The 13969-nt window shown below is 58.5% G+C and carries 15 protein-coding genes and 1 tRNA gene; 6 read left to right on the forward strand and 10 right to left on the reverse strand.

Features of this window, described 5'->3' with window-relative positions; genetic code table 11:
* Nucleotides 1–52: 52 nt before the first annotated feature.
* From SIB92_RS14540 to dapF, 5 genes are read right to left on the reverse strand one after another with little or no spacing between them, the layout of a single operon-like run.
* A complete protein-coding gene (locus SIB92_RS14540; protein ID WP_412555843.1) occupies nucleotides 53–658 on the reverse strand; it encodes a glutathione S-transferase in 606 nt (201 codons plus the stop codon).
* Nucleotides 659–672: 14 nt separating this feature from the next.
* On the reverse strand, nucleotides 673–1311 hold the full coding sequence (locus tag SIB92_RS14545; RefSeq protein WP_412552722.1) for an FMN-binding negative transcriptional regulator: 639 nt from the start codon (nucleotides 1309–1311) through the stop codon (nucleotides 673–675).
* A gap of 42 nt (nucleotides 1312–1353) precedes the next feature.
* A complete protein-coding gene (locus tag SIB92_RS14550) occupies nucleotides 1354–2010 on the reverse strand; it encodes a glutathione S-transferase (RefSeq protein WP_412552723.1) in 657 nt (218 codons plus the stop codon).
* A gap of 54 nt (nucleotides 2011–2064) precedes the next feature.
* Nucleotides 2065–3327, reverse strand: a complete 1263-nt coding sequence (gene mtaB, locus SIB92_RS14555; RefSeq protein WP_412552724.1) for a tRNA (N(6)-L-threonylcarbamoyladenosine(37)-C(2))-methylthiotransferase MtaB — start codon at nucleotides 3325–3327, stop codon at nucleotides 2065–2067.
* Nucleotides 3324–4178, reverse strand: coding sequence for a diaminopimelate epimerase (gene dapF, locus SIB92_RS14560; RefSeq protein WP_412552725.1), 855 nt, complete (start codon nucleotides 4176–4178; stop codon nucleotides 3324–3326). Before dapF ends, mtaB begins: the two co-directional genes overlap by 4 nt.
* A 105-nt stretch (nucleotides 4179–4283) precedes the next feature.
* On the opposite strand from dapF, the gene SIB92_RS14565 reads away from it, so the two are divergent.
* Nucleotides 4284–4359: transfer RNA gene (locus SIB92_RS14565), tRNA-Lys, on the forward strand.
* A gap of 105 nt (nucleotides 4360–4464) precedes the next feature.
* On the opposite strand, the gene SIB92_RS14570 is transcribed toward SIB92_RS14565, so the two are convergent.
* The 5 genes from SIB92_RS14570 to fliF form a co-directional block, all read right to left on the reverse strand.
* Nucleotides 4465–5418 carry a DMT family transporter gene (locus tag SIB92_RS14570; protein ID WP_412552726.1) on the reverse strand — a complete coding sequence of 318 codons (954 nt, stop codon included), beginning with the start codon at nucleotides 5416–5418 and terminating at the stop codon, nucleotides 4465–4467.
* A gap of 89 nt (nucleotides 5419–5507) precedes the next feature.
* Nucleotides 5508–6245 (reverse strand): flagellar type III secretion system pore protein FliP, encoded by a 738-nt coding sequence (gene fliP, locus SIB92_RS14575; protein ID WP_412552727.1) that lies wholly within the window; start codon nucleotides 6243–6245, stop codon nucleotides 5508–5510.
* Entirely contained in the window at nucleotides 6245–6526 is a 282-nt protein-coding gene (locus tag SIB92_RS14580; RefSeq protein WP_294115559.1) for a FliM/FliN family flagellar motor C-terminal domain-containing protein, read from the reverse strand. The genes fliP and SIB92_RS14580 overlap by 1 nt, the downstream gene beginning before the upstream one ends.
* The gene (locus SIB92_RS14585; RefSeq protein ID WP_412552728.1) at nucleotides 6519–7118 is read right to left on the reverse strand and encodes a hypothetical protein; all 600 of its coding nucleotides are present in this window, start codon (nucleotides 7116–7118) and stop codon (nucleotides 6519–6521) included. The genes SIB92_RS14580 and SIB92_RS14585 overlap by 8 nt, the downstream gene beginning before the upstream one ends.
* Nucleotides 7118–8752, reverse strand: a complete 1635-nt coding sequence (fliF, locus tag SIB92_RS14590; protein WP_412555844.1) for a flagellar basal-body MS-ring/collar protein FliF — start codon at nucleotides 8750–8752, stop codon at nucleotides 7118–7120. The genes SIB92_RS14585 and fliF overlap by 1 nt, the downstream gene beginning before the upstream one ends.
* Before the next feature lie 141 nt (nucleotides 8753–8893).
* On the opposite strand from fliF, the gene fliL reads away from it, so the two are divergent.
* From fliL to SIB92_RS14615, 5 genes are read left to right on the forward strand one after another with little or no spacing between them, the layout of a single operon-like run.
* Nucleotides 8894–9388: a flagellar basal body-associated protein FliL gene (gene fliL, locus SIB92_RS14595; protein ID WP_412552729.1), complete on the forward strand. Its 495-nt coding sequence runs from the start codon at nucleotides 8894–8896 to the stop codon at nucleotides 9386–9388.
* Nucleotides 9389–9399: 11 nt separating this feature from the next.
* A complete protein-coding gene (locus SIB92_RS14600; RefSeq protein WP_412552730.1) occupies nucleotides 9400–10026 on the forward strand; it encodes a hypothetical protein in 627 nt (208 codons plus the stop codon).
* 14 nt (nucleotides 10027–10040) lie between these two features.
* Nucleotides 10041–10712 (forward strand): MotE family protein, encoded by a 672-nt coding sequence (locus tag SIB92_RS14605; protein ID WP_412552731.1) that lies wholly within the window; start codon nucleotides 10041–10043, stop codon nucleotides 10710–10712.
* Between the two features lie 60 nt (nucleotides 10713–10772).
* On the forward strand, nucleotides 10773–11642 hold the full coding sequence (gene motA, locus SIB92_RS14610) for a flagellar motor stator protein MotA (RefSeq protein WP_294115554.1): 870 nt from the start codon (nucleotides 10773–10775) through the stop codon (nucleotides 11640–11642).
* Nucleotides 11639–13957 (forward strand): hypothetical protein, encoded by a 2319-nt coding sequence (locus tag SIB92_RS14615; RefSeq protein WP_412552732.1) that lies wholly within the window; start codon nucleotides 11639–11641, stop codon nucleotides 13955–13957. Before motA ends, SIB92_RS14615 begins: the two co-directional genes overlap by 4 nt.
* Nucleotides 13958–13969: the final 12 nt, after the last annotated feature.

Below are 13969 nucleotides of genomic sequence, written 5' to 3' on the forward strand. Positions count from 1 at the left end.
GATGTTTGTGCGAAAAGGCCGCGCTCCTGATTGGAAGCGCGGCCTTTTGTGTTCAATCGCTTGGCACAGTGGCTTGCATGCTTTCGCGTTTTGAAAACTCTGCGTACCAGCCTGCCAAACCATCCCGTCCTTGGCGCCAGTTGCGGGCGTCATGGCGGAAATCCAGATAGCCCAGCGCACAGCCCACAGCGATTTGACCCATGTCGAGCGGACCAAACAGGTGGCTCATCCAGCGTTCATTGAGCGCGTCCAGCGCGCCTTCCACCTTGCCCCATTGCGCACTGAGCCAATCGTCAAACACAATTTCTTCCGGGCGCAGGCGTTTTTCATAAACCATCAGAACGGCGGCTTCGAGAATGCCGTCGGCAGTGGCTTCCAGCGTCAACACATCCCAAAGGCGGTCTTCAGGGTAAAGGTCCGCCCCGGCGCGGGCCACCAAATAGCGACAGATCACGCGGCTATCGTAAATCGCCGGGCCATCAGGGCGCACCAGTGCGGGGATTTTGCCCAGCGGATTCGCGGCGGCGGCCTCATCTGCAGTGCTGAGTGCGGTGGTGTGCACGCGCGTAAGCTCCACATCGTCGGTCTGGCCAGTCTCTGCCAAGGTCACACGTACCTTGCGCACGAAGGGAGAGGCCGGGGAATGGATCAACTGCAATTTGGACATCTCAATTACTCCGTATCGGGGTCGGCAAAAGGGGATTGCATCAAAGCGGCGAGTTCGCGGGCCTCGCTGCCAAAACCGTAGGCGGCCATTTGATCCGCCGCAGCCTGGCGCACGTCATTGGGTTTGTTCTGCCCCAACTTCCAGGTGCCCTGCACGTCGTCAATTGTGAGCCGATAGGGCACGATCATGCGCAGCATGCGCTCAAAGCCGTCGCCGCTCATCTTGGCACGGGTCCAAGGCGGCTTTGGCAGCAGGTTGGCTTCAAAATGCGCAGACAGGCGGTCCAAAAGATCGGGCAAGTCGTCCTGTGGCAGCGGGGACAGCTGGCCTGTGAGGTGTACCGCGACATAGTTCCACGTCGGGACCTGATCATCCGCGTTGTACCAATCCGGGGAAACATAGCTGTCCGGCCCATTCACCGCCAATCGCGCAGGAGTGGCGGTTTTTACGGCGCGGGCCATGGGATTGGAGCGCACAAGGTGTAGATCTGCGGTTTTGCCGTCTTCGGACAAAAGATACGGCACGTGGCTCACCATTGGTGCGTCGTCGGGTGCGGAGATTGCGAGCATGCCAAAGCCACGCTCCTTGGCAAAAGCCAGGTTTTTATCCTCTGCGGTGCCGCGGAATGCCGGATTGGGATGCATGATGCGCCTCGTCTCTGATTTGGCGCGATCGTGCAGGGGCGATTACGGATTGGCAACCGCTATTGCACGTTCAAAGCGCAGCAGCGCATCTCCTTCGCGCCACATCGGCAGTTTGGGCATGATCGCGGCAAACCGCTCGGACGCGATAAAGGCCTCCAGCCAGCGGGAGAGGTTGGCCCCCGCATCCGCATCAAAACGGGGTTTGTTGATAAACGCGAACTGGCGCACAAACGGCAAAATCGCCATGTCGGCCAGCTTCGGCGTATCGCCAAATAGCCAGGGTTTGTCACCGATCTGTTGATCCAATTTGGACAGAAACGCCATGGCGTTGGCACGTGACTTTTCCGAGTCCAGCTCCGGATAGCGGGTGTGGTATTTGGTGTGGTCCAGCGCGGCCTTAAAGGGCCCATCCGCCTCGGCGATCAACTCATGGACCAGCTCCGGCATATCCAGCCAGCCTTCCGGATCATTTTGCTGCAGCGCCCAGAACATCACGTCGAGACTTTCGTCAATCACGAGATCGCCTGCTTTGAGGCAGGGCACCGTGCCACTTGGCGAGGTCGCCAGAAACGCCGGTGCTTTGTCACGTAGCAGAATCTCGCGCAGCTCCACCGCTACGCCAGAAACCGCAACAGCCAAACGGGCGCGCATCGCATAGGGACAACGGCGAAAGGAATAGAGAACGGGCAATTCAGTCATCTTGTTTTCTCTTTCCAGAAATATCTCGGGGGTTTGGGGGCTGGCCCCCAAGCGCTAGGCGACCAGCTGTTGCCCACGCACATCAAGGATGGATGCGGTCACAATCGCCCCTTCCTCTTGCGGGCTGTCAAAGGTGACTTCGGTAAACTGTTCCGTGCGGCCCATGCTGGGGTTTTCCATCAGGATGTGATGGGTCTTACCCAACTGCGCCGCCAGATGTTTCTCCACCTGTACTGCCCCGGCTTCGCGCAATTGCGCCGCGCGAGCTTTGATGACGTTGCCGTTCACCTGGCTGGGGATTTTGGCCGCCGGGGTGCCTTCGCGCTTGGAATAGGGGAAGACATGCAGCCAGGTGAGGTCACAGTCCTGCACCAGCTTCAGTGAATTCTCAAAATGCGCGTCGGTTTCGGTTGGGAAACCGGCAATGATGTCCGCGCCAAAGGTCATTTCAGGCCGCAGTTTCTTGGCCTCTTCGCAGAAGCGGATGGCGTCGTCCCGCAGATGCCGCCGCGCCATGCGTTTGAGGATGAGGTCATCGCCATGCTGCAGGCTCAGATGCAGATGAGGCATCAGGCGCGGCTCGGTGGCGATAGCCAGCATCAGGTTTTCATCCACCTCGATGCTGTCAATGGAACTGATCCGCAGGCGGGGCAGGTCTGGCACCAGCTTCAGGATGCGCATGACCAGATCGCCCAGTTTGGGCTGCATCGGCTGATCCGCGCCCCAGCTAGTCAGATCCACACCGGTCAGCACAACTTCGTTGAAGCCTTTGTCTACCAGCCGTTTGATTTGATCGACCACCACGCCGGCGGGAACCGAGCGGGAATTGCCGCGACCATAGGGAATGATGCAGAAGGTGCAGCGATGGTCACAACCGTTTTGCACCTGCACATAGGCGCGCGAGCGGGTGCCAAAGCCGTCGATCAGGTGCCCGGCGGTTTCAGTGACCGACATGATGTCGTCGACCTGCACCTTTTCGGTTTCCCCAATGAAATCGGCGGCCATGCCCTGCCAGGTGACGGGGTTCATTTTCTCGGTGTTGCCAATGACCTTGTCGACCTCGCCCATGGCAGCGAAGGTCTCGGGCTCGACCTGTGCGGCGCAGCCGGTGACGATGATCTGCGCATCCGGGTTGTCACGGCGCAGGCGACGGATTTCCTGACGGCTTTTGCGCACGGCCTCTGCGGTCACCGCACAGGTGTTCACGATCACGGCGTTCTCAAGACCGGCGGATTGTGCCATGTCTTTCATCGCCTCTGATTCATAAGAATTCAGACGACAGCCCAGTGTGGTGAATTTTGGTGGGGCGGCGGTCATTTGTGCCGCTCCAGAAAGGCGGCGGTGAATTGGCCGGACATAACATGTTCGGTCTCACCGGTCATCCACACGCCGTCCTCGGACCAGTTGATCCAAAGCGTGCCGCCATCCAGATCAATCTGCACCTCACGGCCTGTGAGACCCCGACGCGCCGCCGCCACTGCTGTGGCACAGCTGGATGAGCCAGAAGCGAGAGTCGTGCCGACACCACGTTCCCAGACCCGCATACGGATGTGGTTTTTGCCGATCACCTGCGCGACCTGCACATTGGTGCGCTCAGGATAGAGCGGATGATGCTCATGTGCGGCGCCGAAAGCTTCAAGATCCACGCTGTCCACATCGTCGACAAAAAACGTACAATGCGGGTTGCCCATGCCGGTGGCGGTCGGGGCCCCGTCGATGGGCAGCTCCAGCGTGTCCATCTCCTGCGCGAGCGGCACTTCGTGCCACAAAAGTTGTGGATGGCCCATGTTCACCGACACCAGACCGTTTCCAGCCTGGCGCGCAAACAACGTGCCGCGATCCGTGGTCAGGGTGAGCGACTCAGCCCCCGACTCATCCATGAGGTGGCGCGCGATACAGCGGGTGGCGTTGCCGCAAGCGGCGGAGGTTGAGCCATCAGCATTGTAAAACGTCAGATGTGCATCTGCGTTGCTGCCCTCGGTACCTTGGGTGATCACCGCAAGCTGATCAAATCCCACACCTTTTTGCCGGTGCGCGATGGCGGTGATTTGACCTTCGGTCAGATCAAAGGCGCGCGCACGACCGTCGACAACGACAAAATCATTGCCCAGCCCATGCATTTTCATGAACGCCAAAGGGGTTTCAACACGTGTATCCATTGGGCGCATATACGCCCGTTGAACAGCCTTTTCCAGTATCGTGAAATTTTTCTCAAGAATCGGGTTGACCCCCCCGTTCAGTCGGCATAGTAACCGCGCACCAACACAGAGAGTGGGCCGTTAGCTCAGTTGGTAGAGCAACTGACTTTTAATCAGTGGGTCATAGGTTCGAATCCTATACGGCTCACCACTTTCAAACAAAACCTCGCCTTTGGCGGGGTTTTGTTGTTTTGGCACCTTCAAAAAATGGAGCTGTTTTGGCCATGCGCCTTTCGCGGCGGCGCTGGGGCTTGGGTTAGTCTAGATCAGTGCGTGTTGGTCGGCGTAGCGCCTGGCTGACACGAAAACTTCCGGGGGATAGACCACGCGAGCGGGTGCGCAGAACCGGGGTTTGTTCGGACGTGCCGCCGGTGGCTTCGCGGGCGATGATGAAGAGGCCGCTGGCGACAATCACCGCGGCGCCGATCAAGGTTGGTGCGTCTGGAGATTCGTCAAACAGCAACATACCAAAGAACACGGCCCAGATGATTTGCGAATACTGCATCGGCGCCACCAGGGCGGCTTCGCCGATGGTGTAGGCGGAGACCATGAGCAAGGTGGCGATGAAGCCAAACACCGCGACAATGGCGAACCCTGCCAGATCAGGCGCGGCCACCGGTTGATAGACAAAGCCCATTGCAACGGACATGACAGCCACGCTGATCAGAAGTGGATAGAGCATCAACACGACACGACGCTCATCCTGGCCAATTTTGCGCACGATCACCGATTGCAATGCGGCGGTGCCTGCGGCCACCAAAGCCGCGAGGTGTCCGAGGTTCAACTCGGTTGCGCCGGGACGGACAACAATCATCACCCCCAAGAGGCCCACCAGAACTGCCAACATGCGCCAGATGCCCACCTTTTCGCCGAGAACGGGAATCGCCAGTACCGTAACCAGCAAAGGTGTGGAGAACAGCAGCGCATAAACTTGCGCCAATGGCAGAACCGAAAAGGCGTAAAATGCGGCGGTGGGACAGATCACCACGCAGAGCGAGCGCAGGGCCACCCACCACGGATGAACCGGTCGCAGATTGCCATGCGTGGGGTCACGTACCAGCATCAAGGTGATCAGTGGGAAACTGAACAGCGACGAGAAAAACACGATCTGAAACGGCGAAAAACTCGCGCCGAGATGTTTCACCACAACATCGTGGGTGGAATAGATCGCAAAGGCCAGCAGGGCCAGCAGGGTCGCTTTTAGATTCATGGGGCTGCTCCGCGCCTGATTGCGCTAACGGATTGTGTCATCCGATGTGTGCCACGCGCCGCCTCAAAAGGGAAGCGGCGCGTGCGGCGTTAGAAGTAACTGCGCACCAAGCTGCCGGCGATCAGGCTCCAGCCGTCTGCGATCACAAAGAACGACAGTTTAAACGGCAAAGACACAATCGCGGGCGGGACCATCATCATCCCCATGGACATCAGCACGGCGGCGACAACCAGGTCGATGATCAGGAACGGCAGGAAGATCAGGAAACCAATCTGAAACGCGCGGGCGATTTCAGACAGCATGAAGCTGGGTACCAAAACCGACAGGGGCGAGTCCGGGCCGGGGGCTGTGTCCACCGTATCCGGGCGCAACGACGCCAGATGGGTATAGGTGTCCGGGTCCAGACGGGCCGCCATGAATTGGCGGAAGGGTTCCGTGGTCAACTCAAAGGCGGTTTCAATGTCGATCAATTCCGCCATCAGGGGTTCTACCCCGGTGGTCCAGGCCTGTGTGAACACCGGTTCCATGACGTAGTAAGTCAGGAACATCGCCAGCGAGACCATCATCATATTGGGCGGGGATTGCTGCAGACCAATGGCCTGACGCAGGATCGAGAGCACCGTCACGATGAAAGGGAAACAGGTGACCATGATCGCGATCCCCGGCGCGAGGCTGAGGACCGTGATCAGGAGAAAGATTTGAATGCTGCGTGCCGTCAGCGAGCCGTCTTGGGTGATCGGAATGGACAGATCCTGCGCGGCGGCCGGATCTGCCATAAAGAGAAAGACGGTGGAAAATGTGACGGCAAGAAAAGCCGCGCGGATCATCACAGACCGCTTTCGAACTCTGCCACTTCGGTCAGACGCACGGCCAGCTGGCCTTCCTGTCCGCCTTCCATTTCCTCAAGCTCGCCACGGGCGATGAGCTTATCACCGACATAGAGCTCCACCGGGTCATCCACCCGTTTGTCGAGCGGCAGAACCGAGTTTTCGTTCATGTTCAGCAGGTCACCGATCAACGGGCGTGCCTTGCCCACGGAGATGGTGATCTCCACAGGTACAGAGGTGAAAGGGTTGCCGGATTCAGATTTAAGAGTTGGATCAGCCATTCTGGGCCTCCTTGCGTGTTTCATGTGTGAACGCAGCCATTGCTTCAGCGACGGCTTCGAGAACCTCACTGAGGTCAATCAGGCGTTCGCGTTGGGCAAATTCAAAACGCACCTGGCCTTCTGCCAGGTTTTCGTCGCGCACCACTTCGACGGGGAATGTTTGGTCTTCGGGCATGACGTCGATGACCGGCTGGTAGCAATCCGGCGCTGTGGACAACACCACCGGAGTTTCACTGTTTTCGCGCACAATCTGGTGCAACTGTTCCACCGCCAATGCGCCAACAGCCTGACGGGCCACCTCTGGCAACACGGTCATGATGGCTTTCTCTACCGTGGGGGCGAGGTCAGCGAGAATCGCCTCGCGCGCCTCGTGGTAGGTGAAAGACAGGTCGTTCAATTTGGTGGAGAGGGCAGCAGACACACTGGCGTGCTCCTCGGACTTGGCGCTTATCGCGTCATCCCAGCCAGCTTTGTAGCCCTGTTCAAAGGATTCGAGCATGTCATCTTCGTTGCCCTCTTCCTGTGTTGCGACGGGTTCCGGCTCCGGGGCGGTAATGCCACCAAAGTCTTCAAACAGATGGGAAATCGACATCAGGCTTCCTCACGATCATCGAGCCAGTTGCGGAGAATCTCCACGGTTTCATCTTTGCGGTCGTTGATCAGGCCACGCAGACGATCTGCGGCGTCAGATTGCGACATGCCGCCGCCGTCACCGCCCAGCGCGGGCAGGCCACCGCCAAGATCCGGCAGGCCACCAACGTCGCCGCCCATGTCACCCAGTGCCATTGGCATGCCCATGTCGCCGCCGCCCATGTCGCCCATCATTGGGGCCATGGCCGGGAAATCACCGTCTTCACCGCCAAGATCCGGCAGCATCGGGGCGTCACCCAGTTCGTTCAGCTCGCGGCTGCCGCCACCGGCCAGCAGCGGTCGGACCACAAACAGACCCAGTACCAGCGCCACAATGGCCAGCACCGCGGTTTGAATGATCGACATCAGGTCGAGTTCCATACCCTTGAACATGGAGGATTCGGCGGAGGTGCCCATTGGCAGGACCGGCTGGAAATTCATCGACTTCAGAGTGATCACGTCGCCACGGCCTTCGTTAAAGCCAACCGCAGAGGCCACCAGTTCACGCAGTGCTTCGAGTTCTTCATCCGGACGCGGGGTCACAACAGGTTCCCCCAGATCGTTTTCGGTTTGGGTGCCGTTCACCAACACCGCAACGGTCATCCGTTTCACCGCGCCTGGCTGACGCAGAATCTCGCGCTGTGTTTCAGACACCTCGTAATTTATGCGTTCACGGGTTTCACGGTTCTGGTTGGTGGAGCCGGAGCTACCGGCGGCATCCCCATCCGGCAGGTTGGAGGCCACGGTCACCTGACCTGAGGCATTTTGAGAATCAGTGCTGCGCTCTTCGGTGTCAGTGCTGATCGCCACACGGCTGGCAGGATCAAAAATCCGCTCGGTGATGGATTCGGTCTCGGTCACCGTCTCGATGCTGACTTCGACAACCGCATTGCCCGGCCCTACGCGGGCTTCAAGCATGCGCTGCACCGCCAGACGGGTTTCTTCTTCTTTGTTGTCGCCCACTTTGGTGCTGGTTTCATCGGCCACACCCACCAGACCGCCGCTGCCATCAATAATGGCAACATCTTCTGGAGAGAGACCGGAGACCGCGGAGGCCACAAGGAATCGCAGGGCCTGCGCGTGTTTGTTAGGCAAATCCCCGGCAGGTGTGGTGATCGTCACGGAGGCGGACGGTTTAATATGCCGTTGGAAGGGATTGGAAGAGGCGTTGGCAATATGCACGCGCGCCTGGCTGATCAGCGGGCTGACAACAATGGTACGTGCCAGTTCACCCTCTTTGGCGCGCCAGTAAGCTGCATCAAACATTTGCGATGTGGTGCCAAAGCCGGACAGCGAATCGAGCAGTTCGTAGCCTTGAGTCGTATTGGCGGGCAAACCTTCACTTGCGAGGGTCATGCGCAGCTCGTCTCGCGCGCCGGAAGCTACATAAATAGATCCGCCGCGCACTTCGTAAATGGCACCGCGTTGTTCCAGAGCGGTGACGACCTCACCGGCCGCTCCGCTTTCCAAACCACTATATAAAAGGGCCATTCCCGGTTTGGTGGCGACCCGACCCAAAGACAATACGGTCGCAAAAACCGCAATCGTGGCCAATACGACGATCACCTTTCGCCGATTGTCCATTGCTGTCCACATATTCAAAAAATTTTGCACGTCTCTTCTCCGTGGGATCGCACCTTCTGCACGACCGTCACGAACTGTTTCTCTCAACAGACTTAATAATCGGTTAGTTTCTGTGTGGGAGAAGTTGCAGGGACAAAGAATTTGGAACCTGTGATGACTGACGAAACTGTCGAGACAGAAGACGCACCGAAAAAAGCGTCAAAACTCCCTTTAATCATTGGGATCGTGCTGGCTTTGGTTGGCGGCGGCGGCGGATTTTTCGCCGTCTATTCGGGTATGATTTTGGGGAATGATTCTGCTGAAGTGGCCGAAGAATCGGCGCCTGCGGAAGAGATCGAAGCACTGCCTGACGTTGTTTACGTCGGGATGGATCCTCTTATTGTTTCACTGACTTCCAGTGGCGGCGCCGACTACCTGCGGTTCCGCGCCCAGTTGGAAGTGCCAAGCGATCATCAGGAAGAAGTCGAGCGGGTGTTGCCGCGTGTTGTGGATGTGCTGAACGGCTATCTGCGGGCGCTGAACACATCGGACATCGAATCGCCGGATGCGCTGGTGACCTTGCGATCGCAAATGCTGCGTCGCGTACAAATTGTAACCGGACCTGAACGTGTTTCCGACCTTCTGGTCATGGAATTCGTGTTGAACTGAGGAGTGTCGAGATGAACTTGATCGCAGATATCTTGTTGGTAGCCGGTGCCCTCGGGGCAGGCATCTATTGTTTTGTACTGGCGCGTCGCCTGTCCAAATTCAACGATTTGGAATCAGGTGTGGGCGGGGCCGTGGCGGTTTTGTCCGCCCAGGTGGATGACATGACCCGCACCCTGAAGGCCGCACAAGGCACCGCTGGAAAATCCACCGAACGCCTGGAAGCGCTGACGCAACGCGCGGAAGGGGTTTCTAAACGTCTTGAGCTGATGATGGCGGCGATGCACGACATCGAAGACGCAAAACCTGCCAAAGCAAAGGCCGCGCCGGAACCGGAAGAGGTGGAAGACACCCCTGAACCGGAGGCAGAGGCTCCTGTAGAGGCAGAGATTGCGGAACCCGATTCGGCGGAAGAAACCGCTGAGGATGAAAACTGGGCCCGGATGCAGGCAGAAGCCATTGCCGCAGAAGAAGCCAAGTTGATCCGTCGCGCCAAGAAAAAAGCCAAGAAGAAAGCCAAGAAAAAGGCGGCGATGGCTCTGGCAGCCATGCAGGCGGAGGCCGCACCGGCGGCAGCGAAGCCTGCGGCAGAAGACAAAGCGCCGGAAGCTGGCACCATGTTTAAACGCCACGTCGCCTAACTGGAGCGTATGTGATGAAAAAAGACGCCAAGAAAACCCGCGCCAAGGCGGCTGCGGAAACGCTGACCAAGCCGGACGCCCCGGCAGGGAAAGCGAAGGCCAAGAAGAAAGCGCGCCGGAAACAGTCCAAAGGAAGTCTGTTTCTGATTGCGACGTTTTTGATTGGCTCCGCCACCGTGCGCGTGGGAATCAGTGCCAACGAAGCTTTGGCGCGCGAAGAGCCGCTTTTTGAATCGCCGCTGGCCAGCATGGCCAAACCGGAAACCTGTGAGCCGCCAGAAGACCTGCGCGAGCTGATGGCTGTGTTCAAAGAACGAGAACAGCGCATCGAGCAACGCGAAGCAGAGATCAAGAATCGCCTGCAAGCGCTGAATGTGGCGGATGGCGAAGTGACCCGCAAACTGGCCGCACTGGAGGATGCCGAAGGGCGTCTGCGCAGCTTGATCGCCCTGTCTGAGACAGCCGCCGAAGACGATCTGGGGCGACTCACCCAGGTGTATGAGACCATGAAGCCCAAGGATGTGGCCGCTCTGTTTGAAGAGATGGACCCGAAATTTGCCGCTGGTTTCATCGGACGTATGAAACCGGAGAGCGCTGCGGGCGTCATGGCGGGCATGGCCCCGGATGCGGCCTACACAATCAGCGTAATTTTGGCCGGTCGGAACGCAAATACCCCCACCGAATGAGAACTTGTTAACCGGCGTCGGCCTATGGTCGGACTGAAACGCTACTAGGAGTTTGAACCCGTGCTAGGCATTATTGGCATCGCTGTTGTTTTTATCATGGTGTTGGGCGGATACGTTCTTGCCGGTGGTAGTCTTGGCCCGATTATGAAGGCCCTTCCGTTTGAGATGATCATCATCGGCGGCTCCGGTGTGGGCGCCTTTCTGGTGTCCAATGACGGTTCTGTGGTGAAGCATACGCTGAAAGATCTCGGCAAGGTCTTCAAAGGCCCCAAATGGAAGCCGGATGACTACAAGGATCTGCTGTGTTTGCTGTTTGAGCTCATACGATTGGCCAGGAAAAACCCTGTGGCCATCGAAGAGCACATCGAGAACCCGGATGAATCTGACATTTTCCAAAAATACCCACGCATCACTGCGGACAAAGAAGCGATCAACCTGATTGCTGACACCATGCGCTCTGCGTCGATGAACTATGACGATCCACATCAGGTGGAAGAGGTGTTGGAGAAGCGAATCGAAGCCAATTTCCACCATGCGATGCACCCCAATCACGCGTTGCAGTCACTCGCGGACGCGCTTCCGGCGCTGGGAATTGTTGCGGCGGTTCTGGGTGTTATCAAAACCATGGGCTCGATCGACCAACCACCAGAGGTTCTGGGTGGCATGATTGGTGGCGCGCTTGTGGGTACGTTCCTTGGGGTTTTCCTCGCCTATGGTCTGGTGGGTCCGTTTGCCGCCAAAATCAAAGGTGTGGTCGAGGATGAGGCGCATTTCTATCAGCTGATCCGTGAGGTGCTGATTGCGAACCTGCACAACCACTCGCCAAACATCTGTATCGAGGTGGGGCGTCAGAACACGCCGGGCCACAACCGTCCGCAGTTTGCGGAGCTGGAAGAGGCGCTGGCCGAAGTGAAGAAGGAAGCGGCATGAAACAGCTTCTGCTTGCTGTTCCGATGGTATTGGCGGCCTCTGCGGGGGCCGCACAAGACGTGCTGTTCCGGTCCGGCGAGCACGAAGACTTCACCCGTTTGGTGGCAACGCTGCCATCGGCACAAACCGACTGGACCGTGTCGCGCGACGGGCGGTTTTACACCATCAAAATCGAGGGTGACGACGTCAACCTGCGCACCAGCACCATCTTTGACAAAATCCCGCGAGACCGATTGGCCAATGTTGTTGCCAATGACGCTGCTGGGGAGTTGGAGCTGGAACTGGCCTGTGCCTGCCGTGTGGTGTCGATCCCTTACGACGGGCGCTATGTGATCTTTGACATTCGCGACGACCTGCCACCCGCGCAGAACGACGACCTGCCACAGGTGCCGCTATCTTTTGGCGAGGCTGTGCCGGTTGAGAAAAAACCACAGCGGCAGTTCCGTTTCTCGTCTTTTGAGGCGGCAAGCCCGACACCACCACCGGTGCAGGTGGCCGCCGCCGAGCCCAAGCCGGATTTTTCCGACTTGCTGGCCCTGGACAATTTTGTCGACCGCAGCGCCCAGGTGCAGGTCTTGCGCGGTGATCTGATCAAACAGGTTGACCGCGCGGCCAATCAGAACCTGTTGCAGGCACAAACTCCCGAGGTGGAAGACACCAGCGGGTTGGTGGGCAAACCTGTGAAAACCGCTGAATCGCAGATGCCGCAGCTCAACAGCTCGGACCATGTGCCGCCGCAAGCGGCCGTTGGAAAAGATCTCAACATCGTCGCCTACAACGTGCTGGACGAAGTGGGCCGCGACATCGCGGCGCTGCTCAGCGGACAAGTGACCACCGGCATGTGTTTGCCGGACTCGGCTGTGAACATCGCTGACTGGAGCGGCGAAGGCACTTTTGTTCAGGAGCTTGGCCGTCTGCGTCAAGAGGTTGTAGGCGAGTTTGACCGCACCAACAAAGATGCCCTGCGTGAACTGGCGCAGCTCTATGTGCATTACTCCTTTGGCGCGGAAGCACTGCAGATCATGGATCTGCTGCCGGAAAGTGGCGAGAACAACATCCTGATTGCGATGGCGCATATCATGGATGGGCGCGAGCCGCCTGAGGACAATCCGTCTTTTGCGAGCCAGGGACATTGCGCCGGAAACTCAGCCATGTGGGCCGCTCTGTCGGGCGAAACCCTGGTTGGGGAAAGCGCAATCCACGGCGCATTGGATGCGCTACAGAAAATGCCACGTCACCTGCGTGAATATCTTGGGCCGCAGCTGAGCAACCGGTTGGTTGCACAAGGTCAAACAGAAGCAGCGATGCTGGTTCTGAACGGGATTGAGCGCACTTCGCCCAAGCCGGACATCAACTTTGAGTTTGCCGAAGCCACGCTGAACGCGGAACTGGGCAACACCGAGGAAGCCACCGAAGCGCTGACGGAAATTGCCACGCAGAACACCGAGATTTCCACGAAAGCAATCATCGACCTGGTGGAGACCCACGTAGCACAAGGAGATGCGCCCTCACCCGAGACTGTATCTTTGGTCGGCGCCCTGGCTGTGGAACACAAAGGCGGCGCCATGGGGCCGGATCTGCGCCGCGCGCATGCGTTGGCGCGGATGATGGAGCACGAATTTGGTGAAGCCTTCAAAATCATCAACGATATCGAGACCCGCGACGGAGCCGAGGCCGCTGAAGATGTGCGCAGCCAACTGGTGATGGCCGTGTTGGAGCATGCCGATGATTTCGAGGTGATTTCCTGGTCGATTCAGGAACGTCTGGCCTCCCCTGGCCGGATTTCGACAGCCACTGCGTTGCAGCTGGCCCATAAGACTTTCGAGATGGGCTTCCTGGGTGAAACCAAACGCCTGATGCAAGCCGCGCAGACGGTGATTCCGACGGATGAGAAACGCCTGTTGAATGCCCGTCTGGCTCTGGCGGAAGCCTTGCCGAAACGCGCCGAAGCGGAGTTGATGGGCATGGAAACCCCGATTGCCGATCGCCTGCGGGCGCAAGCCAAAGCCATGGCTGGCGATCATGCCGGTGCGGCGCGTTTGCTGGCCGAGCTCGGCGAACGCGGATTAGCTGAAACCGAAGCCTGGCTAGACGGCGACCTGGCGTCTCTCACAGCGTCAGAGAACGAAGTTTTGCGACGCGCCTCCACCTATCTCTTGCCGCCGGAAGAAGGCAACGAGGCCGAGGCGGCCGCAGATCGTGTGACCGAAGGCATGTTGGCGCGCAATCGGGCCTTGCTGGAGGGGGCGGCGGAGAGCCGAGGCGTGCTGGGCGAATTGCTCGATCTGCACAGCGTGACCGAGCCATCTTCTTAACACCGGTTACCA

It is taken from the genome of Shimia sp. MIT1388 (assembly GCF_047124445.1).
Classification (GTDB): Bacteria; Pseudomonadota; Alphaproteobacteria; order Rhodobacterales; family Rhodobacteraceae; genus Shimia.